The 26,327-nt window shown below is 54.6% G+C and carries 25 protein-coding genes and 2 tRNA genes; 11 read left to right on the forward strand and 16 right to left on the reverse strand.

The genetic code is table 11. From position 1 onward, the window contains the following. The first annotated feature begins 13 nt into the window (after window positions 1-13). Window positions 14-1,294, forward strand: a complete 1,281-nt coding sequence (locus HBA55_RS32005) for a YeaH/YhbH family protein (protein WP_166999821.1) — start codon at window positions 14-16, stop codon at window positions 1,292-1,294. Between the two features lie 12 nt (window positions 1,295-1,306). After that, entirely contained in the window at window positions 1,307-2,905 is a 1,599-nt protein-coding gene (locus HBA55_RS32010; protein ID WP_166999822.1) for a SpoVR family protein, read from the forward strand. Here the strand turns inward: HBA55_RS32010 and HBA55_RS32015 are convergent. Further along, on the reverse strand, window positions 2,902-3,465 hold the full coding sequence (locus tag HBA55_RS32015) for a response regulator (protein WP_166999823.1): 564 nt from the start codon (window positions 3,463-3,465) through the stop codon (window positions 2,902-2,904). The genes HBA55_RS32010 and HBA55_RS32015 overlap by 4 nt on opposite strands. 456 nt (window positions 3,466-3,921) lie before the next feature. Between HBA55_RS32015 and HBA55_RS32020 the strand changes: the two genes are divergently transcribed. From HBA55_RS32020 to HBA55_RS32030, 3 genes are read left to right on the forward strand one after another with little or no spacing between them, the layout of a single operon-like run. Continuing rightward, window positions 3,922-5,211 carry a response regulator gene (locus tag HBA55_RS32020; RefSeq protein WP_166999824.1) on the forward strand — a complete coding sequence of 430 codons (1,290 nt, stop codon included), beginning with the start codon at window positions 3,922-3,924 and terminating at the stop codon, window positions 5,209-5,211. A 37-nt stretch (window positions 5,212-5,248) separates the two neighbouring features. Next, window positions 5,249-6,496, forward strand: coding sequence for a multifunctional CCA addition/repair protein (locus HBA55_RS32025; RefSeq protein WP_166999825.1), 1,248 nt, complete (start codon window positions 5,249-5,251; stop codon window positions 6,494-6,496). Next, window positions 6,493-7,233 (forward strand): pteridine reductase, encoded by a 741-nt coding sequence (locus HBA55_RS32030; protein WP_166999826.1) that lies wholly within the window; start codon window positions 6,493-6,495, stop codon window positions 7,231-7,233. Before HBA55_RS32025 ends, HBA55_RS32030 begins: the two co-directional genes overlap by 4 nt. A 29-nt stretch (window positions 7,234-7,262) precedes the next feature. Here HBA55_RS32030 and HBA55_RS32035 read toward each other — a convergent pair whose 3' ends face one another. Continuing rightward, entirely contained in the window at window positions 7,263-7,685 is a 423-nt protein-coding gene (locus HBA55_RS32035) for a CBS domain-containing protein (RefSeq protein ID WP_166999827.1), read from the reverse strand. A gap of 127 nt (window positions 7,686-7,812) precedes the next feature. On the opposite strand from HBA55_RS32035, the gene HBA55_RS32040 reads away from it, so the two are divergent. From HBA55_RS32040 to HBA55_RS32050, 3 genes are all read left to right on the forward strand, one after another. Then, on the forward strand, window positions 7,813-8,181 hold the full coding sequence (locus HBA55_RS32040; protein ID WP_166999828.1) for a SpoIIAA family protein: 369 nt from the start codon (window positions 7,813-7,815) through the stop codon (window positions 8,179-8,181). Window positions 8,182-8,256: 75 nt separating this feature from the next. Further along, a complete protein-coding gene (locus HBA55_RS32045) occupies window positions 8,257-8,778 on the forward strand; it encodes a DapH/DapD/GlmU-related protein (RefSeq protein WP_166999829.1) in 522 nt (173 codons plus the stop codon). Window positions 8,779-8,958: 180 nt separating this feature from the next. Next, on the forward strand, window positions 8,959-9,306 hold the full coding sequence (locus HBA55_RS32050; RefSeq protein ID WP_166999830.1) for a hypothetical protein: 348 nt from the start codon (window positions 8,959-8,961) through the stop codon (window positions 9,304-9,306). An 18-nt stretch (window positions 9,307-9,324) separates the two neighbouring features. Here HBA55_RS32050 and HBA55_RS32055 read toward each other — a convergent pair whose 3' ends face one another. After that, on the reverse strand, window positions 9,325-10,215 hold the full coding sequence (locus tag HBA55_RS32055; RefSeq protein ID WP_166999831.1) for a radical SAM protein: 891 nt from the start codon (window positions 10,213-10,215) through the stop codon (window positions 9,325-9,327). Window positions 10,216-10,225: 10 nt separating this feature from the next. Next, entirely contained in the window at window positions 10,226-10,588 is a 363-nt protein-coding gene (locus tag HBA55_RS32060) for a DUF2750 domain-containing protein (RefSeq protein WP_166999832.1), read from the reverse strand. Between the two features lie 84 nt (window positions 10,589-10,672). Between HBA55_RS32060 and HBA55_RS32065 the strand changes: the two genes are divergently transcribed. After that, window positions 10,673-11,713: an AraC family transcriptional regulator gene (locus HBA55_RS32065; protein WP_166999833.1), complete on the forward strand. Its 1,041-nt coding sequence runs from the start codon at window positions 10,673-10,675 to the stop codon at window positions 11,711-11,713. Here the strand turns inward: HBA55_RS32065 and HBA55_RS38110 are convergent. After that, a complete protein-coding gene (locus HBA55_RS38110) occupies window positions 11,676-12,359 on the reverse strand; it encodes an OmpA family protein (RefSeq protein WP_166999834.1) in 684 nt (227 codons plus the stop codon). The genes HBA55_RS32065 and HBA55_RS38110 overlap by 38 nt on opposite strands. Before the next feature lie 178 nt (window positions 12,360-12,537). Between HBA55_RS38110 and purU the strand changes: the two genes are divergently transcribed. Together purU and HBA55_RS32080 are read left to right on the forward strand one after the other, a co-directional pair. Next, window positions 12,538-13,401: a formyltetrahydrofolate deformylase gene (gene purU / locus HBA55_RS32075; protein WP_166999835.1), complete on the forward strand. Its 864-nt coding sequence runs from the start codon at window positions 12,538-12,540 to the stop codon at window positions 13,399-13,401. Window positions 13,402-13,611: 210 nt separating this feature from the next. Continuing rightward, window positions 13,612-15,600: a putative bifunctional diguanylate cyclase/phosphodiesterase gene (locus HBA55_RS32080; protein WP_166999836.1), complete on the forward strand. Its 1,989-nt coding sequence runs from the start codon at window positions 13,612-13,614 to the stop codon at window positions 15,598-15,600. On the opposite strand, the gene HBA55_RS32085 is transcribed toward HBA55_RS32080, so the two are convergent. The 11 genes from HBA55_RS32085 to secG form a co-directional block, all read right to left on the reverse strand. After that, complete coding sequence (locus HBA55_RS32085) at window positions 15,597-16,298, reverse strand: hypothetical protein (protein ID WP_166999837.1); 702 nt, start codon at window positions 16,296-16,298, stop codon at window positions 15,597-15,599. The two genes, HBA55_RS32080 and HBA55_RS32085, sit on opposite strands and share 4 nt — an antisense overlap. A 165-nt stretch (window positions 16,299-16,463) precedes the next feature. Further along, window positions 16,464-18,572 carry a polyribonucleotide nucleotidyltransferase gene (gene pnp, locus HBA55_RS32090; protein ID WP_166999838.1) on the reverse strand — a complete coding sequence of 703 codons (2,109 nt, stop codon included), beginning with the start codon at window positions 18,570-18,572 and terminating at the stop codon, window positions 16,464-16,466. A 277-nt stretch (window positions 18,573-18,849) separates the two neighbouring features. Then, complete coding sequence (gene rpsO, locus HBA55_RS32095) at window positions 18,850-19,119, reverse strand: 30S ribosomal protein S15 (protein WP_166999839.1); 270 nt, start codon at window positions 19,117-19,119, stop codon at window positions 18,850-18,852. 110 nt (window positions 19,120-19,229) lie between these two features. Further along, window positions 19,230-20,183, reverse strand: a complete 954-nt coding sequence (gene truB, locus HBA55_RS32100) for a tRNA pseudouridine(55) synthase TruB (RefSeq protein ID WP_166999840.1) — start codon at window positions 20,181-20,183, stop codon at window positions 19,230-19,232. A gap of 19 nt (window positions 20,184-20,202) precedes the next feature. Continuing rightward, a complete protein-coding gene (gene rbfA, locus HBA55_RS32105; RefSeq protein WP_166999841.1) occupies window positions 20,203-20,574 on the reverse strand; it encodes a 30S ribosome-binding factor RbfA in 372 nt (123 codons plus the stop codon). Between the two features lie 29 nt (window positions 20,575-20,603). After that, window positions 20,604-23,282: a translation initiation factor IF-2 gene (gene infB / locus HBA55_RS32110; RefSeq protein ID WP_166999842.1), complete on the reverse strand. Its 2,679-nt coding sequence runs from the start codon at window positions 23,280-23,282 to the stop codon at window positions 20,604-20,606. A gap of 18 nt (window positions 23,283-23,300) precedes the next feature. Next, window positions 23,301-24,806, reverse strand: a complete 1,506-nt coding sequence (nusA, locus tag HBA55_RS32115) for a transcription termination factor NusA (RefSeq protein ID WP_166999843.1) — start codon at window positions 24,804-24,806, stop codon at window positions 23,301-23,303. 34 nt (window positions 24,807-24,840) lie between these two features. Further along, entirely contained in the window at window positions 24,841-25,296 is a 456-nt protein-coding gene (gene rimP / locus HBA55_RS32120) for a ribosome maturation factor RimP (protein ID WP_166999844.1), read from the reverse strand. 220 nt (window positions 25,297-25,516) lie between these two features. After that, window positions 25,517-25,593, reverse strand: a tRNA-Met gene (locus HBA55_RS32125). 217 nt (window positions 25,594-25,810) lie between these two features. Continuing rightward, window positions 25,811-25,895 (reverse strand) — tRNA-Leu (locus HBA55_RS32130). Between the two features lie 12 nt (window positions 25,896-25,907). Continuing rightward, window positions 25,908-26,321 carry a preprotein translocase subunit SecG gene (gene secG / locus HBA55_RS32135; RefSeq protein ID WP_166999845.1) on the reverse strand — a complete coding sequence of 138 codons (414 nt, stop codon included), beginning with the start codon at window positions 26,319-26,321 and terminating at the stop codon, window positions 25,908-25,910. Between the last annotated feature and the right edge of the window lie 6 nt (window positions 26,322-26,327).

Here is a 26,327-nt window from a genome sequence, read left to right on the forward strand (position 1 = left end):
TAAGGGGCATTGTATGAGTTATATCATTGATCGGCGCCTTAACAGCAAGAATAAAAGCACGGTTAACCGGCAGCGGTTTTTAAGGCGCTACCGCAAGCATATCCAAAAAGCGGTTTCTGATGCGGTCACCCAACGCTCGATTACGGACATCGACAAGGGTGAACAAATCAGCATTCCCAGCAAGGACATCAGTGAACCGGTTTTTCACCATGGATCCGGAGGTCTTGGCACCGGGGTATTACCCGGCAACAAGGAGTTTGTCAGCGGCGATAAAATTCCCCGCCCCCCCGGCGGTGCCGGCGGAGGTGGTGGCTCGGGTTCAGGCGCCAGTGATCAGGGCGAAGGCATGGATGATTTCGTCTTCCAGATCACCCAGGAAGAGTTTCTGGACTTTATGTTTGAAGACCTGGAACTTCCCAATCTGGTCAAGCGGCAACTGTCAGGCAACGAAGAATTTAAAATGCGCCGCGCGGGTATTTCCAACGAGGGTTCGCCTGGACGCATTAACATTGTCCGCTCTCTTCGTTCCGCCAACGCCCGCCGTATCGCACTGACCGGAGGTAAGAGGCGCAAACTGAAAGAACTGGAAGCTGAATTGGCGGAGCAGGAAGCGCTGGACCCACTGCTTAAGGACCATCGCAAAATCGAAAAGATGATGCAACAGATCGCCAGTCTGAGAGGCCGCATTAATCGTGTGCCCTGGCTGGATGATTTCGACCTCAAATACAACCTTCACGTCAAGGAACCCATCCCCCGCTCAAAAGCCGTCATGTTTTGCCTGATGGATGTGTCGGGCTCTATGAACCAGGCCACCAAGGATATGGCCAAACGCTTTTTTATTCTGTTATATCTGTTTCTACAACGAAACTATGAACACACTGAAGTGGTGTTTATTCGCCACCACACCAGCGCTAAAGAAGTGGATGAACAGGAATTTTTCTATTCGCGAGAAACCGGCGGCACCATCGTCTCCAGTGCGCTGAAGCTGATGAAGGAAATCCTGGACACCCGCTATCCAGTCAGTGAATGGAACATTTACGGTGCCCAGGCGTCCGACGGTGATAACTGGAACGACGACTCCAGCACCTGCTCCAAAATTTTGATGCAGGACTTGCTACCCAAACTCCAATATTATTCTTACATCGAAATCACTCCCCGCGACCATCAGGCGCTGTGGGAAGAGTACCGTGAGGTGCAGGCTAATTTTGGCGATGTGTTCGCCATGCAGCAAATTGTCAATGTGTCTGACATCTATCCGGTATTCCGCGAGCTGTTCCACAAAAAAGCTGTATGAATGAGGGAACCTATGAGCAACCCGGACGACGCCCCCCAGAATGAATCCGTTGAGAGCCCCCTGAGAAGCAACCCGATTTCTGAAACCTCGGAATGGTCGTTTGAGCTTATTGAGGAGTATGATCGCGCAATTGCTGAAATTGCCAAGGGGTACAAGCTCGACACCTACCCCAATCAGATTGAAGTGATCAGCTCCGAGCAGATGATGGACGCCTACGCTTCTGTGGGCATGCCCCTCGGGTATCATCACTGGTCCTATGGCAAGCAGTTTCTCAATATAGAGCAATCCTACAATCGTGGGCAGATGGGGCTCGCTTACGAAATTGTGATCAATTCCAACCCCTGCATCGCCTATCTGATGGAGGAAAACACCATGACCATGCAGGCGCTGGTAATCGCCCACGCCTGTTATGGCCACAATTCGTTTTTTAAGGGAAATTACCTGTTCCGAGCCTGGACCGATGCAGACTCCATCATCGACTATCTGCTGTTTGCCAAGAACTATATTGCTGAGTGTGAATCTCGCTACGGCATCGACGAAGTCGAATCCCTGATTGACTCCTGTCACGCCCTGATGAATTACGGTGTTGATCGCTATAAGCGCCCCTATCCTATCTCCGCAGAAGAAGAGCGGCAGCGGCAAAAAGAACGGGAAGAGTATTTGCAGAAACAGGTTAACGACCTGTGGCGTACCATCCCTACCGCGGAGGAAGATAAGGCAGAAGCAGAAAAAATTCACTTTCCACCTGAACCAGAAGAAAACCTGCTCTATTTTATTGAAAAAAATGCGCCCTTACTTGAACCATGGCAAAGGGAAGTGGTGCGTATCGTTCGTAAGATTGCTCAATACTTTTATCCTCAACGCCAGACTCAGGTCATGAACGAAGGCTGGGCCACCTTCTGGCACTATACGTTGCTGAACACCATGTACGACCGGGGCCTGGTGACTGAAGGCTTTATTCTGGAATTTCTCCAGTCCCATACCAGTGTTATTTATCAACCCCCCTATGACAGCCCCTATTACAGCGGCATTAACCCTTACACATTGGGGTTCAGCATGATGTGCGACCTGCGCCGCATCTGCGAGAACCCCACAGACGAAGATCGGCACTGGTTCCCGGACATTGCAGGCAGTGACTGGCTGGAAACCCTGCACTTTGCCATGCAGAACTTTAAGGATGAGAGCTTTATCCTTCAATTTCTGTCACCCAAAGTGATGCGTGACCTGAAGCTGTTCTGTATTGTGGATGATGACCAAAAGCGCGAAATTGAAGTTTCTGCCATCCATGATGAAATGGGATACCAGAAAGTGCGGGAAGCCCTCGCCGGCCAATACAACCTGGGCAATCGGGAGCCCAATATTCAGGTCCACAAGGTGGACATTCGCGGCGACCGGTCGCTGACCCTGCAGCACATTCAGTACAACCGCAAGCCCTTGGGTAAATCCACAGAGGAAGTATTAAAGCATGTTCACCGTCTGTGGGGATTTGATGTGCACCTGCATTCGGTTCAGGACGATACCGTCAGTGCCAGCTATCACTGTCCGCCACAACCGGAAACCAGCACCGAGGATCTGGAGGTAGCACTGCCTGTCATCGGCTGGGGAATTTAACGGATCAGAGCTTCGACACGAGCCAGCAATTCGTCGTTTTCGAAGGGTTTGGGTAGGACATCTGTGGCCCCCAGGGCCATGGCGCGCTCTAATCCCGCAGCAGTCTCAGCGGAAATAATCAGAACTTTGGTGTTGGCATGTTCTTCGTTGCTGCGGATAAAGGACAATACTTCATAGCCATCCATTCCCGGCATCTTCAGATCCAGTGTCACCAATCCGGGCTTCATTCTCGACAACATGGTGCCGGCGCTAAAGCCGTCACGAGCCACCTCCACCTCGAAACCGCTGCGTGCCAACACCCGTCGAATGGCACTGGCCATTTCCGGCTGGTCTTCGATCACCAGCACAGAGCGGTTGGGAGCCTGCAAATCCGCCGGAACCGGCATATCGTTTTCTTGTAGAAATAGCACGAAATCCTCTACCTGAATACGATGGTCACCACGCCCGGGTAATTTATAGGCCTTCAGGCGGCCCCGCTCGATCCAACGAATGACCGTGCGGAAATTAACGCCGCAGTATTTTGCCGCTTCGCCGGTCGTCAGGACGCGAATTTCAGACATAGAGTGCTCTTGAATTTTTTATTGTATAAGCGCAAACCAGCAGTCTACCTGACTTGCATGACTTATGTGAATATCTTCCAGCCGATTTTTTAACCAACATTCGAAATCTTTCCTTTCTGACCGTTGATCTCGTCATTCAATCAGTCAGTGATCTATCCCGCATTTTGGCCTGATAGTACCGAATGTCAGGTTTGACAGGTTTGTTACATTTGGCATATTATAGCTTGCAGATGTTGTGGTGTCCTCTCCTTTGTGGCTGGGCGAGAGCGTCGTACGGGCCGAAACGGCCTGACCCCTGAATAGTCAGTCGGGGGCAAACGAACTTTCTGCCAGCTCCCCGAACACCCTAAGACCCTTCGCCCCTAGCTGTATTGGGGGCCTTTTTTCTTTCCTGCCTGTTTTTTCCAACCGCTGTATCGGCCATACTGCGATAAAAATCCAGCGGACAGGGAATCCATGGCCAGCCAAGCCAACGCGCCAGAATCATTCGAAAGCGCCTCCATTCTTGTCGTCGACGACAACCCAGTGAATCGCAAAGTGCTCCGGTATATTCTGCAGAGCCAATACGCTCACCTGGAAACGGCGGAGGATGGTGAGCAATGCCTGCACCGCCTGACTTCAGGGCGCTTTGATCTGGTCATGCTGGATCTAAATATGCCCCTCAAATCCGGGTTTGACGTGCTCCAGGAAGTGGGGGCAATGCCTTTAAAGCAACGCCCCACTTTTATTGTGGTATCGGCCGATAACAACCCCAGCAGTATCAGTCGCGCCCTGCGACTGGGGGCCTCTGACTATGTCAGCACACCATTTAACCGCGACGAGCTCCTGGCCCGGGTCAAAACCCACCTGGCCCTGCGAAGCCGAGAGCTGGATCTGGAAAACCGGGTCAAGAAACGTACTGCACAGCTGCAAGCCACTAACGAAAAGCTTCGCGAGGCCCAGCACCAGCTGGTTCTGGCCGAAAAAATGGCGTCACTGGGCCAGTTGTCGGCGGGTATCGCCCACGAAATCAATAATCCAATCGGATATGTGGCCTCCAATCTGGATTCGCTCAAACACTATGTGGAGGATCTGGTGGAACTGATCGGTGAGTACCAACAGGTGGAAGCCTACATCGGCGACGAGTCCGCCCGCCGTCAACTGGAACAGAAATGTCAGGCTGTGAATCTCCCCTTTTTGAAAGAGGACGTCAGACAACTGATTGGCGATTCATTGACGGGTGTACAACGGGTCAAGCAGATTGTCAGCGATCTGAAGGTTTTCTCCCACCCCGAACAGCGAGACTGGGAAGCACTGGATCTGAACGACTGTATCCGCAGCGTACTGAATATTGTTAACAGTGAGATCAAGTACAAAGCGGACATTGTGTTGCAACTGGACCCGAATCTGCCGACCATTGCGTGCATCACCACACAGATGTACCAGGTAATTACCAATCTTGTGGTCAATGCGGCCCAGGCGATCGAGAAACATGGAGAAATCCGTATCAGTACCCGCAGCCTCAAACCCTCGCAAGACAGCATTGAAGTGGAGATCTGTGATAACGGCTCCGGCATGAGCCAGGCGGTCAAACACAAAATATTTGACCCTTTTTTTACCACCAAGGCTGTGGGCCAGGGCACTGGTCTGGGGCTGTCCATATCCTACGGCATTATCGAAGGCCATAGAGGCAGTATTGACGTCGACACTCGCCCGGGCGAAGGCACCTGTTTCACATTGACACTGCCAATCTCCCAGGGCGAGTAGCGCCTGTACCCTGCCTGACAGCGTGTATAATGCCGCCATGAAAGAGATTTATCTGGTTGGCGGCGCGGTCCGCGACAAACTATTGGGCTACCCCTACAGCGAAAAGGACTGGGTGGTGGTAGGCGCCACCCCGGAAGAGATGGAGAGCGAGGGCTATCGCCCTGTGGGCAAGGACTTCCCGGTATTCCTGCACCCCGAGACGGGTGAAGAATACGCACTGGCCCGCACCGAACGCAAAACCGCCCCCGGCTACAGCGGCTTCGTTTTCCACACCTCTCCGGACATTACTCTGAAGGAAGATCTACTGCGCCGGGATCTGACAATCAATGCCATTGCAGAAGACTGCCAGGGCAATATTTTTGATCCCTATGGTGGGCGACAAGACCTGCAATCCCGCATCCTTCGTCATGTCAGCGACGCCTTTAGTGAAGACCCAGTGCGGGTACTGCGTGTCGCCCGCTTTGCCGCCCGCTACCATCACCTGGGGTTCACATTGGCCGAGGAAACCCGGCAATTAATGAGCAGCATGGTGCAAGAGGGTGAAGTTTCCCATCTGGTGCCAGAGCGGGTCTGGAAAGAAACCGAACGGGCGCTGCGCGAGCCGTCTCCACATATTTTTGTCGAGGTATTGCGTCAGTGCGGTGCGCTGGCCGTGATCATGCCGGAGCTGGACAACCTGTTTGGTGTTCCGCAGCCAAAACAACATCACCCGGAGGTCGATTGCGGTTTGCACTGTCTGATGGCGCTGGAGCAAGCCCGTCAGCTGAGTGAAGACAGCGAGGTGTTATTCGCCGCCCTGGTCCACGACCTGGGTAAAGCCGAAACGCCCACCGAAGAACTGCCACGACACATCGGCCACGAAAGCCGCAGCCTGCCGTTGATCGAAACGCTGTGCGACCGGCTTGGGGTACCCAAAAAGCATCGGGAGCTGGCCCTGTCGGTTGCCAGAGACCACACCAATTGTCATCGCGCCATGGAGCTGCGCCCCACTACCCTGATGCAGTTAATGCAACGCCTGGATGGCTTTCGGCGCCCCCAGCACCTGGAGCAATTCCTGTTGGCGTGTGAAGCGGATGCGAAAGGCCGCACAGGCTTGGAGCAGCACCCCTACCCCCAGCGGGAGTATGTTCTGCAGGCGCTGGTGGCGTGCAATCGAATACAGGCTCGGGATGTGATGGAAGAAGGCATAACCGGAAAAGCGATTGGAGAGGCATTGACGAGGAAACGAGTCAGTGCCCTCAAACAATTCAAACAGCAATTTACGACTCAGGATAAAACACAGTGACCACAGAACAACCCGTTGCTCTGGTGACCGGTGGCGCCCGTCGTATCGGCGCTGCGATTGTCAGAGAACTGCACCAGGAGGGCTACCGGGTGTTGGTGCATTGCCGACACTCCATCCAAGATGCCCAGGCCCTGTGTGAACAGCTGAATCACGAGCGCCCCGATACCGCCAAGGTGGTTGTGGGTGATCTGAATGATGCGGATGCGATTGCTTCACTGGCGGCTTCGGTGCTGAATAGCTTTGGCCGGCTCGACAGTCTCATCAACAACGCCTCGGTGTTTTATCCGACCCCCGTCGGTGAGGCCACGCTCGAACATTGGGACGATCTGTTCGCCAGCAATGCCCGGGCGCCGTTTTTTCTCAGCCAGGCCCTGGCACCCGCCCTCACCAAAAGCCGCGGCTGTATCGTCAATATCGCCGACATTCACGCCGAGAAGCCGCTTAAAAACTACACTATTTACTGCATGGCAAAGGCCGCCAATCAAATGCTGACACGCTCACTGGCGCGCGAGCTAGCCCCGGCGGTACGGGTTAACAGCGTCGCCCCCGGTGCGATCATGTGGCCTGAAAATGAAGCGGAGATGGATGCTGACGACCAGTTGCAGATTATCGATCGAACCCCCATGAAACGCCCCGGCCACCCTGACAACATCGCTCAAACCGTGCTCTACCTGCTACAGAACGATTTTATCAACGGGCAGATTATCGCCGTAGATGGCGGGCGCTCACTTACCTGACACCACTTCCTCGCCAAAGTGGTGCACCTCTATTGGGGATTCGGTGCCTCGGGATGGGTGATGCGCTCCAGCATTTCTTTGAGAATGTGACGCCGCGAAATCACCCCCACCACTTTGTCTTCCGAATTCACAACCGGGTAGATCTTGCGCTTGTGATTTTTCATATCCTCGGCCAGATCGAGCGCATTGCGATCTGGTGCGGATTTGGTGACTTCCTTGCTCATGATGTCACTCACTACAGCAACGCGGTCTTCATAGTACATGACCTGACTGACTGCACCGATACAGTCCTGCTCAGAAATCCAGCCAATCAAATGACCTTGAGCATCTACCACCGGGCCGCCCAGCAACTCGTTCTTCACCAGAGCCACTGCCGCTTCCACCAGCGGCATCTCTGGCTCAAAGGAGACGAATTGACGACTCATGCAATCTGAAACCTTGATGGAATCCATAGCTTTCCCTCTGTAGCAAAATATTCCCGAACCGGCCCAAAAGGCACAGGTCCTGAGTCTAGTCTACGCTTAAAGTGGAAACCCTGCCATTCGCAGGCATCGCAGTAAGATGATATTAGAGGCCATCATGCTGGATTTTGAACTGTTACAGAATCAGGGCATTATCCGGGTGCACCCGGAGACCCCTCTACTGGCGAGGGATTTCGCCCAACTCAGTGAAACAGTAGATCGCTACCTCGCCGGTAACCGGCAACTGAAAGGCATTGTGATTAGCGCAGAAGACCAGCTTGGCTGGGAGGATTTTTCGGAATTGGTGTCCCACATCCGCTTTGACGGGGACCATCACCGAATCATTCCCAGGGTGGCGGCAGTGTCTGATGAGCCACTGGCAGGCATACTTCCCCCTATTGAGCATCATTTTGCCGCCGCAGAAGTTCGGCGCTTTTCCAGCGAGGACTTTGAAACGGCTATCTCTTGGGTACAGGATTCAAACTGATACTCATATTACCGCTGGCACTTTTGGGCTATGCTGTGCGCCTGTTTTACGCACTGACCATAAGAGGGAGCCCCTGTGATTGCTGACCTGAAAGACCGTACAGTCAACGCCCATGAAGATTGTTTTGTAGCCCCTACGGCGACCGTCGTTGGTTCTGTCGAGCTGGCAGAAGGGTCCAGCGTCTGGTTCGGGGCCGTGCTTCGGGGCGACTGCGAACAGCTCAGCGTTGGCAAAAACAGCAATGTCCAGGATGGTGCCGTGCTGCATGCCGATCCGGGCTTTCCCCTGCAGATTGGTGAAGGTGTAACCATCGGTCATAACGCCACTGTTCACGGCTGTGTGGTTGGCCAAAACTCCCTGATCGGAATTAATGCCGTGGTATTGAACGGCGCCAGGATTGGCAATAATTGCCTGATTGGTGCCAGCGCTCTGGTGCCTGAGGGCATGGAGATTCCTGACGGCTCCCTGGTTCTGGGAGCCCCCGCCAAAGTCAAACGCAGTCTGTCGGAAAAAGAAATTGAGGGGTTAAAGCTCTCCGCCCAGCATTACGCAGACAATGGTCGTCGCTTCCGAGAGGAAATGGCCATTCGCCCTTAGCCCTGATCCCAGCCTCTTGACCTGTCGCCTGGATCCATAGCAACATGTCGATCCAGGCGACATCACTATCGCTTAAACGACGCCACTGTCACTTAAACATAGTGTGAACTGCTTCGAAGCATCGATGCACAAGCCCGTGTTTTAATAATCCCGACGATTGGCAAGCCCTCAGAGGTCACCATGGCAATTACAACCCTCACCGAACCGCAGCTGCTCGGCAGCCGCGAAATTCAGTTTCTGAACCGCCAGGAAACGCGCCACACCCACCTGCAGCGCCTGGTAATGGACTTCGGATTTCGTGTGCTGGAACTGCTTCAGAGCCGCCATGACGGAGGCTCCCAGGATGAGATCAATAAGAGATTTGTGTTAGTAACGGATGACTACCGCCAGAGTAAGCTGTCGGCAATTACACCCGAATTTGAGTGTCTGAGCGGTCTCAACGATCATGTCGGCAACCACATGACCAATCTTCTGCACGACTACCTGTTTGGCTTTGTTGATGAGGACATTTCTCTGGCGCAGGCCTGATTGCCCCCTCAACCCCGATCACAATCCCCGCTGCCACTCTTGTCGCAGTGGTATGCGGCCAGGTTGACGCAAGGCCAGGCGCACTTGCTTCAGCAGAGCTTCCTTGTCACGACCCAATATTCCCTTCAAGACCAGATAATTCGAGGCGTGATCGCTGCGGAACACCGTGCGTTCCAGCTCCAGATTCTCCAGCAATAACTCCATCTCCTCGAACAACCGGGTCTGCCCCAAGGGCTGAAAACGGCCCTCGAAGTTATGCTGATATCGTTGATCTCCCGCCGGAAATGAGACCACCAGCGTTGAAAGAAAGTCGGGCTGCGCCGCGTTCATCAGCCGGGCGGAATTAACGGCATGCTGGCGAGAATATTGCTCACCGCCCAGCCCATTAAGAATCATCACCGAACTCTTCATACCCGCTGCTTTGATCTTCTGCAGTGCTTCCAGCGAAGAGGCAAAATTCTCGCCTTTCTCCACCAGAGACAACACCTGATCATCGCCGCTCTCACAGCCCACATACATCATGCTGAGGCCCAACTGCCGCAGCTCCGTCAGTTCTTCTACGGATTTTTTCTTAAGGTTTCTGGGCAGGCAGTAGGAGGAAATCCGTTGGACATCCGGATAGTAACTCTTCACCAACTCCAGAATCTCGCGCAAACGCCGCACCGACAGGGTCATGGCGTCACCATCGGCAAGAAAAACCCGACGCACCGGATAGCCTGCCTGAGCCAATTGCATCAGTTGCTGGTCCAGCTCTTCTATCGGCTTCGGACGAAAACGCTTCTGCGACTGAGTGTACATTTCGCAGAAGGTGCATTTGTTCCAAGAGCAGCCGTTGGTCACTTGTAAAATCAGTGAGCGCGCCTCGCTCGGAGGGCGAAACACCGGGTCGATATAATCCAGAGGGTACATGTCCGCAGACCTACTTCATCTCGCTGTCGAATTCTTCGGCCAGATCCAGAGGTTCCATCTCCATACCTTCCAGCTCTTCCGTCCAGTTGATGCCCACCAGCAGAATATCCGCGTGCATACCGTCAACCCATTCATCCAGAAACTCTTCCAGCGAAACCGGCACCGGCTTGTAAACCGACCACTCGTCGACACAGACCGCCTGGGCAAATTCCGGCTGTGACCAAAAAGGCATCACATCGACGTCGTCGTTATCCTCCGAGGGACACAGCGCAAAGCCCTCCGGCCCTTCGAGACCCCAGACGCAGCCGGTCTCCAGGGCTTCGACAATAAAGCGGTCCAGGTTTTCCTCGACGTTTTCAGACAGTGGCTCCATAGCAACTCGCTCGCAGTAAAACTTTCGCGCCATTATAGAGCAAAGATGGATGATGGAGCCAAACCCGCGTAAACTCTGTTACCCATGCAGCACTCCCCGTCCATCATCGGCAGCTGGCTGACCCTGTTTGTCGCCACCCTGGAATACTACGGCGTTGATCGCGACGAGTTCCTGAAATCCAGGGGCGTCGATTACGAGCGGCAATCAGATCCCGATCAACGCATTCCGTTGGCGTTGATGGCAACACTTTGGGAAGACGCAGCCGCATTAACCGGCGACCCCCACATCGGCCTGCGAGCAGGCAGCTTCGTCACCCCCACCACCTTTAGCGCGCTGGGCATCGCCCTATGGAGCAGCTGTAGCATCAAGGATCTACTGGTGTGCTGGTGTCGCTATATGGCGGCGTTCAGTACCGCTGCCGACGAGATCACCCTCAGAGAAGCCGAAGACACTCTGGTGATGACCGGGAGTGTCCGTTTTACGCCACAGGCCAGGGCCTCGGACTATGCCATCGATGCGACCTTTTCTGCCCTGTCCCACCTGTGCCGCAAGCATTCCACCTTTGATTTTCATCCCTTGGAAATGACGCTACCCCGCCCACAACCCGTCGACCCCGACTCCTATGATCAATGGTTTGGCTGCCCCGTGAGCTATCACTCCCATCAATTTGAAGCGACCTATGATCGTCACCAGGCGGAAACGCCGATCCCGGGGGGTAACCGCCAACTGGCTCAGGCAACCGAACAACTGGTTGCTGATTACCTGGCAAAACTGCAGACGCCCACCCTCGAACAGCAGTTGCAGAATGTCTTGTTTGAACGCCTGCCCCGGGGAGAGGCCAATCTGGAAAATGTCGCCAGCGAGTTGCATATGAGCCCGAGAACCTTGCATCGCAAGCTGGAAGAGCAGGGCAGCAGCTACCGCCAAGAATTGGAAAACGTGCGACGGCAGCTGGCGTTGCAATATATGAAGGGCGATGACCTCAGCATCGGCGACATCGGTTTTTTACTGGGCTTCTCCAATACCAGCAACTTCAGCCGCGCCTTCAAACGGTGGACAGGGCAGACCCCAAAGACCTATCGAGCCGTCAATTCATCACCACCTCCGGCTTGCGACGACCACTGAGAATATCGATATCGACACGGCGCTCGGCGGCATAAGCCCGATGATCACCCTTATCGGCGCGGGAGCGGCTGGAACCATGGCTGTATAACTCTACCCGCTCCGGTTTTACACCCGCGGCAACCAAGGCTTCTTCCACCGCTTTCGCCCGATACTGGGACAGGACATTGTTGTACTCATCGGTTCCGCGTGGGTCCGCGTGTCCGTCGAGTCGTATGCGCCATTGAGGCCACTGCTGCATGAGCCTGGCCACCCGCTCCACACGATCGCGCCCCCGCTCGGTCAGCTGATCCGAAGCCGTGTGGAACAATACCTGAGTATTGAGAGATTCCAGGGCCATTTGCTGCAGTTTCTCCGTTTCCTCTCTGGCCTGCACCAGTTGAGCATTCAGTCGTTCAATCTCTTCGTTTGCCACTGCCACCGATTGCGTCATGGTGTCCACCTCATCTGCCTGTTTGATTTGCTCCCCGATATAAGCGCCGCCCAATGCTCCCAGAATCATACCAACAGGCCCTCCCAGGGCCGCGCCGGCCAACGCCGAAGTAGTAAAGGCAGCCCCCTGCTTGAGCTCTGTTGCCTCAGGCGTTGCCTGAGCTGATGTTGCCACTGTGCAGGTTGCCAAAGTGAGTATTGCCATTGTCTTTTTCACGCGGTTGTCTCCGTTGCCTGTGATTTGATGGTTATTACAGCGCTCAAATCAGACTCACAGCGGGTAAGAAAAAGGCAGGTTGAAGGGAAATCATGATGAATTGTGGCAGCCGCATCTGGTACAGTTCGTGCTCCACATTCAGGCACCCTTAGCCATACCAACCTTTGGAAGTTCCACCATGAGCCAACCACGCTATGTTCTGACGTTCAGCTGCCCGGACCGCCACGGCATTGTGGCTGCGGTCACGTCGTTTCTGGCCAACCACTGTTACAACATCGAAGAATCGTCACAATTTGAGGACACCTCAGAGAAACGCTTCTTTATGCGCACCGAGTTCACAGCGGCTAATGACAGCGCCACCGACATTGATCTGCTGCGGGAGCAGTTTTCTCAGCTGGCAGCCACCGACCAGATGCAGTGGCAATTGTGCGATCTGTGCGAACGCCCGAAGGTGGTGCTGGCCGTGTCTCGCTGGGGCCACTGCCTGAACACACTGCTGCACAAGTGGAAAGAAGGCACCCTGCCTGTCGACATCGTGGCGGTGGTTTCCAACCATGAAGATATGCGCGATCTGGTGGAGTGGTATAACCTGCCCTATCACTATTTGCCGATTACGGCAGATACCAAACCTCAACAGGAAGCCCAAATTCTGGAGGTGATGGAGAACACGCAGGCGGACTTCCTGGTATTGGCCCGCTACATGCAGATTCTGTCCAACGAGCTTTGCCAGAAGCTGGAAGGCAGAGCCATTAATATTCACCACTCTTTCCTGCCCGGCTTCAAAGGGGCCAAACCCTACCATCAAGCCTACGAACGCGGCGTGAAACTGATTGGTGCCACCGCTCACTTCGTCACTTCGGATCTGGACGAAGGCCCCATCATCGAACAGGAGGTGGAGCGTGTTTCTCACACCAACTCTCCCGAACAACTGGTGGAAATCGGTCACGACATCGAAAGTGTGGTGCTCTACCGGGCGGTGCGCTGGCATGCTGAACACCGTGTTTTGCTCAACGGCAACCGTACTGTGGTGTTTCGCCGCTAAGCACTCGACTGGAAAAGAGTGACTGCTCGCTCCAACATGCTCGGGCCGACCTGTACCCGGTCGGCCAAATCCCCTCATCCTCTGTTTGGCCCAAGATCCCCTGACCTAAACCTCTAAACGAGCCGGACACGAAACTGTCACAGTGCAGCGATACCCTGGCACTCCGAACTCTGCCCCCCACGTTCACACCGGCGCTGAGAGTTAAGCCTGATGAAGTTTCAGTTCCTATCTGCCCGCCAGTCCATTCTGGTGAATGTTGTTGCCGGCCCGCTACTGATACTGCTGTTGGCGCTTTCCGGGCTGCTTCTGGAAGCCAATTTCCTGTACGACCAACACGCCCTGCTGAAACGCCAACAAAGCTCCGCCCGCACTGCGGCGGAACTCAATATTGCATTGAAAAACCAGACCCAGGCCTGGAGTGATTATCTGCTTCATGCCAGTGTCAACAACGAAACGGGGCTCTGGACACAGTTTCGTATGCGCGAGCGAGCCACCCTGGAGCTGGCTAATGAGCTACTGGTTAAGATTGACGACGAAGACCTTCACCGCCAGATCCGCACCATTATCTATGCACTTGAAGTGCTTCGAATTGCCTACCAGGAATCGCGCGCAGGTTTTCTTAACGACAGTGGCAACCCCGGTGCTGCAAATATGCAAGTACGCAATATTGATCAAACACCAAGTACCTTAATCGAGAACCTATACCAGAACATCGAGTTTCAGGCAGAAGCCGCTTCTGAAGAATTGCGAGAACGCAGCGTCAGGCTCTCCGGCCTGTTTGCCGCACTGCTGCTTCTGGCCACAATCATCTACATCCGCTTCAGCGGTCGGCACATTCGCCGCCTGCTGGACAAACAGGATCGCAGTCACCAGCGAGTGCAGTGGCTATTGAAACACGATTATCTGACTCGTTTGTTAACCCGTAACAGCCTGATTCAGGAGATCGAAAATAACATTCAGGAAAAGCAGTCGCTTTATATTTTTCATATCAGTCTCTCGAATATCAAAGATGCGGCCCAGTCCCACGGCCACTCTCTCCAAGATCAATTGATTCGTGTGGCGGCCCGTCGCCTCTCCTCTGAAAAACGCCCTCAGGACTTGCTGGCCCGCTCTATAGGAGAAGAATTTGTTCTTTTGGTTCGGGACGACGAGAACCTTGTGGTGCGCAGCTATGCACGGCAGTTACTGAGCAAAGTAAACACCGATTTCAGCGTCGCCGGATTTCGCTATCAGATCGCTGGCGCGATGGGCATCAGCCACTACCCTTCCCATGCGGATGATTGTGCCAGTCTGTTGCAGAAAGCGGACATCGCCGCTGTACACAGTCGTACCCGCAACCTGCAATCGCCCTGTGTGTTCGCTCCGGCAATGACCAATAACATTCTTAAGAAGTTTGAGCTGGTGGACGAACTCAAGCAGGCAATTTATCTGCATCAACTGGAAGTCGTGTTTCAGCCCCAGGTGAACCTGCAAACCCGCAAAATCGTCGGCTTGGAAGCACTGGCCAGGCTGACTACGGATAACCCACAACTTAACTCGCCGCAGGTGTTTATTCCTCTTGCGGAAGAAACCGGTCTCATACACCGTCTGGGCAAACTGGTATTCCAGCGAGCCCTGCAGCCGTTTGCCCAGTGGTCAGAGCAACATCCTGAATTGAATTTGTCCATCAATGTTTCAGCCCGCCAGCTGGAAGCACCGGACTTTGCTGATGTGGCGGCATCGGCCTGCCGGGATTTTCGTGTTGCCTGCGAGCGTGTCGACATCGAATTGACGGAGTCCAACTACATCGATGGGCATCATCCGCAACTCGATCGGTTGCGCGAATCCGGCTTCCGTCTCAGTATTGATGACTTTGGCACCGGTTATTCCAATCTGGGTTACCTGGCCCGCTTTGTCCCCCAGCAGCTAAAGATCGACAAATCCTTTGTTGACAAGATTACAGAGTCAGATCGCAGTCATGCGTTGGTTCAGTCCATGGTGGGCCTGGCGCAAAGTCAGCAGATTGAGGTGGTGGCTGAAGGTATCGAAACGGAGATCCAGGCCCACATACTCAAGCAGATGGGCGTCGATGTGGGGCAGGGTTATCTGTTTAGCAAACCGGTAGACGCTGCCGGTATAGACACATTTTTGAACAAGGATCGAAGGCAACTCAAGGCTTCCGGCCAGCTGGTCTCCCTGTATCCACAGAACTTCAGCTAGAGAAGTGCCTCACACGGCAGGAAAGAAGCCTGCTCTAATCTCACTATGTAGGCCCCCTGCTGAGCGAGCAGGTCGTAGTCCTGAAGGTGCTGGCGCGCATCGCTGTAGGATTGATAGACGCCATAGTAAACCGAAAACAGACCGTCTTCCCGTTCCCGACAGGTCAGCGCAATACCCGGGTGTCGCTGAGCAAAGTCATGCCCCTGTTTCGCATCCGCAAAAACCGCAGTCTGGATGCTGTAGACCAACTCGTAAGGGGCGTTCTGTCGCAAAGTCAGGCGTGGCGCCTCCCCCTGCCCATCAGCAGTCGCTGGTGCTGGCACCGGAGTAGAAGCCGACAGACCGAGGGGTGCTGGATCCGGCTCTGCCTCCAGGCGAATACTGGGTGAATCCTGAGGTCCCTGAACGGACACAAGCAACGGATATCGACTTCGCCCCCAAGTCTTCAATGCCTTCCCCAGAGCTGCCACACCGGCGGCTCTGCTGGTGTATTGCCCCAGATAGACCAGTCGCCTGCCACCTTCTACTGTCACCTTGTAGACGATATCGGCTCTGCTGCTGAGTTCGTTTTCGCCCGCTTGCTCCAGCAGTTGAATGCTGTAGTACCGTCTGTTGTTTGGGGAAGCAACGGCTTGCGACTCCTCGCAGCGAAATCCGCTCTCATGACCACCACTGAGGCAGTATTGATCATTTGCCAATAGTGTTGGTATCCACACAACCCCGATGCAGATCAAAAGAGTCCTTACACATGTCATTACAAGCGCCCCCATCGCCATGCCTGACTAACCATAACAAAAAAAGCCCGCAAGCGGGCTTTTCGGGAAGCTCGAAAGGGGAAAGGTGGCCCTTCCCCCGACCGAAGTTTAGTCTTCGGCTTCAGCTTCGGCGGCATCGTCCAGTGCCGCTTCTTTGATGGACAGCTTGATACGACCACGCTGGTCCACATCCAGACACTTGACGCGAACCATCTGGCCTTCGGTCAGGTAATCGGACACGCTGTTGACGCGCTCTTCGGCAATCTGAGAGATATGAACCAGACCGTCTTTTCCGGGCAGGAAATTAACAAACGCACCGAAGTCGACAATGCGGACAACCTTACCTTCGTAGATTTCGCCAATCTCGGCCTCAGCCGTGATTTCGCCGATACGATCCAGGGCCGCCTGCAAAGACTCAGTGCTCTCGCCGTAGATCTTCACGGTGCCGTCGTCATCGATATCAACGGAAGCGCCGGTTTCTTCAGTGATTGAACGAATGGTGGCGCCACCTTTACCGATAATGTCGCGAATCTTATCGGGGTGTACCTTGATGGTCTCAAACTGAGGTGCGTTGTCAGAAACGCCCTGACGAGACTTGTCGATCACCTTGTTCATCTCTGCCAGGATGTGCAAACGTGCCTGCAGAGCCTGCTCCAGAGCGATCTCCATGATCTCTTCAGTGATACCTTCGATCTTGATATCCATCTGCAACGCAGTGATACCGTCAGAGGTACCGGCAACTTTAAAGTCCATATCACCCAGGTGATCTTCGTCACCCAGAATATCGGTGAGGACGGCAAAGCCGTTGTCTTCTTTTACCAGACCCATGGCAATACCAGCTACGGGAGCCTTCAAGGGCACACCGGCATCCATCAGAGCCAGTGAAGAACCACACACGGAAGCCATGGAAGAAGAACCGTTGGATTCAGTGATTTCACTGACCACACGAATGGAGTATGGGAACTCATCTTCTTTTGGCAGTACAGCCGCCACACCGCGACGCGCAAGGCGACCATGGCCGATTTCACGACGACCTGTACCACCCATGCGACCGGCTTCACCTACGGAGTAGGGAGGGAAGTTGTAGTGCAGCATGAATGGGTCACGGCGTTCGCCTTCCAGCGCGTCAATGATCTGTGCATCGCGGGCGGAACCCAGAGTGGAGACCACGATGGCCTGAGTTTCACCACGGGTAAACAGTGCCGAGCCATGGGCCTTTTCCAGCACGCCAACTTCTACCTGGATGGGACGCACGGTTTTGGTGTCACGACCATCGATACGAGGCTCACCGGCTACAACCGCCTGACGGACAGTTTGCTTTTCGAGCTTGCCGAATACCGCTTTGATATCGTCGGTGCTGACGGTTTCACTGGCCAGTTGCTCGGCAGCGGCATCGCGCAGCTCACCCAGACGGGTGTAGCGCTGCATCTTGTCGGTGATACGGTAGGCTTCTTTGATCTGGGCACCAAAGGCCTCAGTCACAGCGGACTTGAGCTCGGTATTTTCAGGCTCTGGCGTCCACTCCCAAGCGGGCTTGGCGGCGTCTTTGGCCAGCTCGTTAACTGCCTGAATAATGGCCTGCAGCTCCTGGTGAGCAAAGAGCACGGCGCCCAGCATGATGTCTTCCGGCAGCTCGTTGGCTTCGGATTCCACCATCAGTACCGCGTCTTGGGTACCGGCAACCACCATGTCCAGCTCAGACGCTGCAACAGCGGCGTAACCCGGGTTCAGGAGATAACCCTGATCTTGGGTATAACCGACACGGGCAGCGCCAATCGGGCCACTGAACGGAATACCGGAAATGGCCAGTGCCGCAGAAGTACCGATCATGGCCGCAATATCCGGATCCATATCCTTGCCGGCGGACATAACGGTGCAAACCACCTGCACTTCGTTCATGAAGCCATTGGGGAACAGCGGACGAATAGGACGGTCAATCAAGCGGGAGGTCAGAGTTTCTTTTTCACTGGGACGACCTTCACGCTTGAAGAAGCCACCGGGGATCTTGCCGGCGGCGTAGGCTTTTTCCTGATAGTGAACAGACAGGGGGAAGAAGTCCTGGCCTTCTCTCATACTTTTGGCGCCAACCACAGTACACAGAACCTGGGTTTCGCCCATTGTGACCATCACCGCACCGGAGGCCTGACGAGCTACTTTGCCGGTCTCCAGAGTGACGGTATCGTTTCCATATTGAAAGGTTTTAATGACGGGATTCACGACATTTTCCTTATGCTTTTCTAACTTTACGTTTACTTTCGACTTTTCTTACTTTCTTCAATGTAGACTAAGGCGTCCATGCCTTTCGCCGCCCGCCTGGCTGTTGCCCGGCTTTTGGCCTAACGTTTTAATGTTTTAACCTTCGCGTTAGGCTTGGCAGCTAAGGGTCGCTTCCTGCGACCTGCAGAGAATTCTATCCTCGGCGTTGTTCCTCAATATGAGGAGGACACAAGCGCTAAAATAAAAGTGCCCGCGGTTGCGGGCACTTTTATGTCACTTAGCGACGCAGACCCAGCTTTTGGATCAGTGTGGCGTAGCGACTAACGTCCTTGCCCTTCAGGTAATCCAGCAGTTTACGACGCTGGTTTACCATGCGGATCAGGCCGCGGCGTGAGTGGTGATCCTGCTTGTGATCAGAGAAGTGGCCTTGCAACTTATTGATGTTGTGGGTCAACAGCGCAACCTGCACTTCCGGAGATCCGGTATCACCTTCAGCTTGTTGAAAGTCTTTTACAATATCAGCTTTTTCAGCAGCACTCAGTGCCATAGTCTTTTCCTCAAAGTTAATATGCCTTACATCAATCCAGCCAGCCCCGTGCATATTTACAGGACGGCTAGCTATCAAACCTTAGCGACTTAATAGACAAGCGCTATGGTCTAATTTTCTGCGGTGGGTCTCACCACAAGTCGTTTGGGTGCCACACGACCTTCGTCATCCAACACCCCAACGCCCAAAAATTCACCATCTTCGGCGAAGACGCGAACCATATCACCTTCGTCGCCAATGCGATAGACCTGGGGGTCCATCACAGGGTTACCCTGGCGAAAATAATAGGCCGAGCTGTCCGCCAGGGCCAATGAGGCCAGCGACTGTACCGGCGCATCGGTCGGCAGCAGATGATGATCCAGCACCTCTGCAAGCTCTTCGCCTCGCTCCTCACGCAACTCATCCAGCGTAAGGGTATCGGCCTCCACAAAGGGACCGGATTCGGAGCGGTGCAATTTGACCACATGGGCACCGCAACCCAACATCTCACCGAGATCTTCCGCAATGGAGCGAATATAGGTGCCCTTGCTGCAGCGTATATCCAGATCCACCTCAGCCCGCTCGCCGGGACGAAAATCCAGCATCTCTATATGATAGATGGTTACCGGGCGAGCCTCGCGCTCAATCTCGATTCCCTGGCGTGCCAGCTTGTAGAGTGGCTCGCCATTGTGCTTAAGAGCGGAGTACATCGGCGGTACCTGCTCGATGTCACCCTCGAAGGCCTTCAGTGCTTCCTTGACCTGTGCTTCGGTGATATCGGCGGCGCTCACTTCCTCCAGCAGCTCTCCATCGAGATCGCCGGTAGTGGTGTAGGCACCCAGCCGGTAGGTGGTGCGATAGCGTTTATCGGCATCCAAGAGAAACTGGGAAAACTTGGTCGCCTCGCCAAAACACAGCGGCAACACCCCGGTCGCCAGCGGGTCGAGACTGCCGGTATGGCCTGCCTTGGCCACATAAAACAAGCGCTTGGCTTGCTGCAGGGCATCATTGGAGGTCATGCCCGCGGATTTGTTCAATAGCAACACGCCACTTATCTGGCGCCCTCGTGCTCTTCTACGACCCAAGCCGATACCTTCCGTTATTTCACTCTTCGCCGCGATCTTCGCGCACGGCCCGGTCAATCAGCTGTGACAATTGCTGCCCCCGCACGGAGGTCTTGTCATAGATGAACGTCAGGCGAGGTGTCACTCGAATATCCAGCTCTTTTGCCAGATGGGAACGCAGAAAGCCGCTGGCCTTGTTCAGGGCTGCGGCGGCTTTTTCACAGTCTTCGTCAGACTCCTTGCCGACAAAGGTCACAAATACCCGCGCGCTGGCGAGGTCGCGACTGACGTCCACGTCGTTGATATTGACCATGCCGATGCGCGGATCGCGCACCTCAAACTGGATCAACTGGGCCAGGATGCGCTGAATGGCGTCGCCCAGTCGGTCCGTTCGTTTAAATTCTCTGGCCATGTTACTACCTCTAAGAAACGGTCACGCGCTTAGAGCTCGCGTGCCACCTCTTTCACATCAAAGACTTCGATCTGGTCGCCGACCTTAACGTCGTAGTCCTTCACGCCGATACCACACTCGGTGCCGTTGCGGACTTCGTTAACATCGTCCTTAAAGCGGCGCAGGGACTCCAACTCGCCTTCAAAAATAACGACGTTGTCGCGCAGTACACGGATCGGTTTGTTGCGATATACGGTACCCTCGGTGACCATACAACCGGCAACCTGACCGAACTTCGGAGAACGGAACACTTCACGCACATCGGCGATACCGACAATTTCTTCGACCCGCTCGGGATCCAGCATACCTGCCAGAGCGCCTTTCACTTCGTCCAACAGCTGATAAATGATGCTGTAATAGCGAATCTCGACAGACTCCTGCTCCGCCAGCTTACGGGCACTGCCATCGGCGCGAACATTAAATCCGATGACAATGGCACCGGAGGTCAGAGCCAGGTTGATATCGTTTTCAGTAATACCGCCAACGCCGGATACGACCACATTGACCTGAACTTCTTCGTTGCCGATATCCAAAAGTGCAGACTGGATAGCTTCCAGCGAACCGCGCACGTCGGTCTTCAGAACTACCGGGAGAATCTTCTTCTCGGCGCTGCCCATATTGGCAAACATGTTTTCCAGCTTCGCCGCCTGCTGACGCTGCTGACGATCCTGACGGGCTTTTTCGGCACGGTGCTCGGCCACTTCTCGGGCTTTACGCTCATTGGGCACAACCACAAACTCTTCGCCCGCATCCGGCGCGGTATCCAGACCCAGGATTTCCACCGGAGTGGATGGTCCGGCCTGCTTGGCGGTTTTGCCACGCTCGTCGGTCATGGCACGAACCCGGCCGTAACTCTGTCCGGCCAGCAGCATATCGCCGCGACTGAGTTCACCGCCCTGAACCAGAACCGTGGCGACGACACCGCGGCCTTTATCCATGCGCGATTCGATCACGACACCACGTGCAGGAATACCTACAGGTGCTTCCAGCTCCAGCAGTTCCGCCTGCAGCGAGACGGCCTCAAGCAGTTCGTCAATACCTTCACCGGTATGTGCAGAGACGTTTACAAACTGCACATCACCGCCCCAATCCTCGGGGATCACTTCCTTGGCGGCCAACTCATTCTTCACACGGTCAGGATCAGCGGCTTCTTTGTCACATTTGTTAACCGCGACAACAATAGGCACCTCGGCGGCCCTGGCATGCTGAATCGCTTCCTCGGTTTGCGGCATGACGCCGTCATCGGCGGCAACCACCAGAATAACCACGTCAGTACACTGGGCACCACGTGCGCGCATTGAGGTAAATGCCGCGTGGCCTGGAGTATCCAGGAAGGCGATTTCACCCTTATCTGTTTTCACTCGGTAGGCACCAATGTGCTGGGTAATACCACCGGCCTCACCGGTAACCACCTTGGTGTTACGGATATAGTCCAGCAGAGACGTTTTACCGTGGTCAACGTGACCCATCACAGTAACTACGGGGGCTCGAGCCTGCATATCGCCATCAGAGACGATGGATTCTTCCAGCGCTTCCTCGACTTCGTTACCACTGACGATAACCGCAGTGTGCCCCATCTCTTCAACCACAAGTTGCGCGGTTTCCTGATCAAGCGCCTGGTTCATGGTGGCCATAGTACCCATCTTCATCAGGGTCTTAACCACCACGCCAGCCTTGACACTCATACGCTGCGCCAAGTCGGAGACGGTGATAGTTTCCGGTATCTGTACTTCGTGCACGATCTTTCCTGTCGGCCGTTTGAAGCCGTGTTTGTTAGCCAACTTGATCGCGGGGCGAGCACTCTTACGGGGCCTGGCGCTACCGTCATCGGCATCCACATCGTCATCGAGCTCGTTAAGCAACGCAGTGCGATTGCTCTTTTTGGGCCCGGATTTTTTCGCCACTCTGGGCGCCTTCTTGCGGTGCGCGCCCTCGGCATCGTCATCATCGCCCGCCTCAGCGACATGCTTCTCTTTCTTCTTGCCGTGCTTGCCTTTTTCTTCTTCCTGCTTGGCCTTGAGAGCTGCTGCCTCAGCATCAGCACGCATTTGCGCTTCACTCTTGGTTCCCTCGCCCGCCTCTGCCTTAGCACCGACTTCTTTGACTTTGGCGGCCTTGCGCTGAGCTTCCTCTTCCTCAGCCTTGCGGCGAGCAGCCATGGCAGCAAGACGCTTTTCCTCGGCGTCATCAACAAAGGAACTGGTTGGAGCAGGTGCTACCGGCACCTCCACCGCGGGCTCAGGAGCCTTGGTCTCCTCCGCCACAATTTCAACCACTTCCGGCTCCACCACGGGTTCAGGTTCAACCGGCACGCTTTCCACTACTGGCTCCGGCGCTGGAACGGGCACTTCCGCCTGCACAGACTCTTCCACATCCCGTTTAACATAAGTGCGCTTTTTGCGGACTTCGACATTAACGGTTTTGCGGCCACTGCCACTCCCAGTCTTCAGGGTAGTCGTGGTTTTACGCTTCAGGGTAATTTTTTTCGGTGCTTCTGTTGATTCACCGTGACTGGTCTTCAGGAAGGCCAGCAAAGTCTGTTTTTCTTCGTCCGACACCAGCGCATCCGCGCTCTTGTGGTTCAGACCAGCCTCAGCCATTTGCTTCAGCAGGCGCTCTTCTGACGCACCTACTGATTTGGCGAGCTCACTTACGGTTACTTCTGCCATGATCTATCCTCAATCCTCTTATTGCTCGCCTTCCTGCTGTTCATCAGCGAACCAAGGTTCACGCGCCTTCATGATCAAAGCTGCTGCGCGTTCCTCATCGATGCCATCAACATCCAACAAATCATCTACCGCCTGCTCGGCCAAATCATCCATTGTGGCTATGCCGCGACTGGCCAGAATAAAGGCCAGGTGCTTGTCCATGCCTTCCATGTTGAGCAGGTCTTCAGCAGGCTCGGCATTTTCCAGCTGCTCTTCAGAGGCCAGGGCCTGAGTCAACAGGGCATCCTTGGCACGAGAGCGAAGCTCTTCGGCAATTTCCTCGTCGAAACCTTCAATCGCCAGCATTTCTTCAAGCGGTACATAAGCCACTTCTTCCAGACTGGTAAAGCCTTCTTCTACCAGAACTTCAGCCACGTCCTCGTCAACGTCCAGAGCATTCATAAAGGTTTCGATGTAGCTGCCAGACTCTTCCTGCTGTTTGGACTGCCACTCTTCGACGCTCATGACGTTGATTTCCCAGCGGGTCAGTTCGCTGGCCAGACGAACGTTTTGTCCACTGCGACCAATTGCCTGTGCGAGATTGTCCTCATCCACAGCCACATCCATAGACCCGGCATCCTCGTCCACGACAATCGACTCGATCTCTGCCGGGGCCATAGCGTTAATCACAAACTGAGCCACATTGTCGTCCCAGAGCACGATATCGATGCGCTCGCCGCCCAGCTCATTGGAAACCGCTTGTACTCGCGAACCCCGCATGCCCACGCAGGCGCCCACCGGATCGATACGTCCATCGTTGGTGTAAACCGCAATTTTCGCGCGGGAACCCGGATCTCGGGCAGCCGCCTTTAGCTCAATCACCTGTTCGGAAATTTCAGGAACTTCAATCTTAAACAGCTCGATCAGCATTTCCGGACAGGCGCGGCTGAGGTACAACTGAGGGCCACGCATTTCGGTGCGAACATCCAGCAACAGAGCGCGAACACGATCGCCCATGCGGAACACTTCACGGCCAACCAGCTGATCACGAGGCAGAAGGCCTTCGGCATTGTTGCCCAAATCGACAATGATGCTGTCGCGGGTCACTTTTTTCACGGTGCCGCTAATGAGTTCGCCCAAGCGGTCGCGGTAGAGCTCAACAATCTGCTCGCGCTCTGCCTCGCGGACCTTTTGTACGATAACCTGCTTGGCCGTTTGTGCCGCAATACGGCCAAACTCAACGTTCTCTACCACTTCGGAGTATACGTCGCCGGCCTTCAGACCTTCGTCCTTTTCGTGGGCTTCCTCCAGGGTGAACTGAGTTCCGAGCAGCGCCAGGGTGTCATCGTCAACAACCTCCCAACGGCGGGTCGTTATATAGTCCCCGGTACGGCGGTCGATCTCCACCTCAATATCGGCATCTTCGTCGTAGCGCTTTTTGGTCGCCGCAGCGAGAGCCAGCTCAATGGCTTCAAAGATAATGCCCTTGTCTACGCCTTTTTCATTGGAGACCGCATCAGCCACCAGCAGAATTTCTTTACTCATGAGTACGCCTCGTTTACCTGCACCAGGTGCATCCCTAAAAACGGGGAATAATGTTTGCTTTTTCGATTAGTTCAATTGGCAGCAGATATTCATGGTCATCCACCACCACCAGCACGTCGTCATCTTCAATGCCGCGCAATACACCGGAGAATTTTCTGCGACCCTCAAAAGCGGAACGCAGCTTGATCGACACCTGCTCCCCGGCATAGCGAGCAAAATGTTCAAGGGTATAGAGAGGCCTATCCATGCCAGGAGAAGACACTTCCAGGGTATATTCACCCGCAATTGGGTCTTCAACATCCATGACGCTGCTGACCTGGCGACTGACGCGCTCGCACTCTTCCAGACCCACACCGTCAGGATGATCGATGTAGAGACGCAAGGTGCTATGACGCCCCTGGGTGAAATACTCCAGCCCCCAGAGTTCACAGCCCAAGGACTGCACCACTGGCGCCAGTAATTCTGTTAATTGATCATGTTTTGAAGCCATGACAGTCAACCACACTGTACAAACAAAAAATGGGCACAAGGCCCATCATACTGCGACTGCAGAAGCACAGTCATTTGCCTGCCCCCTCCGGGAGCCGGTTGCGCCCTACCGAGCGCATACGAAAAAGCCCCTTAAAAGGGGCTTTCCAACTGCGCCATTGTAGCGCAAGACCAAAGATAGATCACCTTACATTCCAGAGATCAACTCAAGCCTTTGAATTTGGTAGCGGGGGCTGGATTTGAACCAACGACCTTCGGGTTATGAGCCCGACGAGCTACCAGACTGCTCCACCCCGCATCAACAACTTGGCGAAGAACCCGTCCTCAACCAAGGCCGCGTATTATAGGGACCGACTCAGGGATGGTCAATAGCCTTTCCAGGGAAAATTACGTTTATTTATCAATAACTTGAAAGGGTGGCACCAAGCCACCTCAGGGACGGGGCAAGTGAACGCGGACGCAGTCCGGCCGAGAAAACAAAAAAGGGCCTCGCACAGCGAGACCCTTCCTTAATATGGTGCCCAAGGCCGGACTTGAACCGGCACGGCTTACGCCACTACCCCCTCAAGATAGCGTGTCTACCAATTCCACCACTTGGGCATAAACTTGTTGTCACTGCGGCACGTCAGATGAATCAGAACCTACGGGCACATCAGCTGCCGGTATGTCGCTTTCATCGCCACTTGGTGCCGGCACATCACTGGCATCAGCTGCCGGAATCTCTGCACCCGCCTCTACAGCGGCCGGCATAGCACCGTCCGTTATCGGCAGACCCTCGGTAGCACTGACAGCAGCCTGCTGCTTCGCCACGATGGCCAAACCAAAACTGGTGATAAAGAACACCGTTGCCAGAATCGCCGTTGCACGAGTAAAGAAGTTGCCACTCCCCTGACTGCCAAAAACAGTCTGGGACGCACCGGCACCAAAAGAAGCGCCGGCCTCCGCACCTTTACCCTGCTGCAACAGGATCAAGCCAATAATCGCCAGCGCCGTCAATACGTGCACTACCAGAATGACTTTTTCCATCACTTA

Source organism: Pseudomaricurvus alkylphenolicus, from assembly GCF_011683955.1.
In the GTDB taxonomy this organism is placed as follows: Bacteria; Pseudomonadota; Gammaproteobacteria; order Pseudomonadales; family Cellvibrionaceae; genus Pseudomaricurvus; species Pseudomaricurvus alkylphenolicus.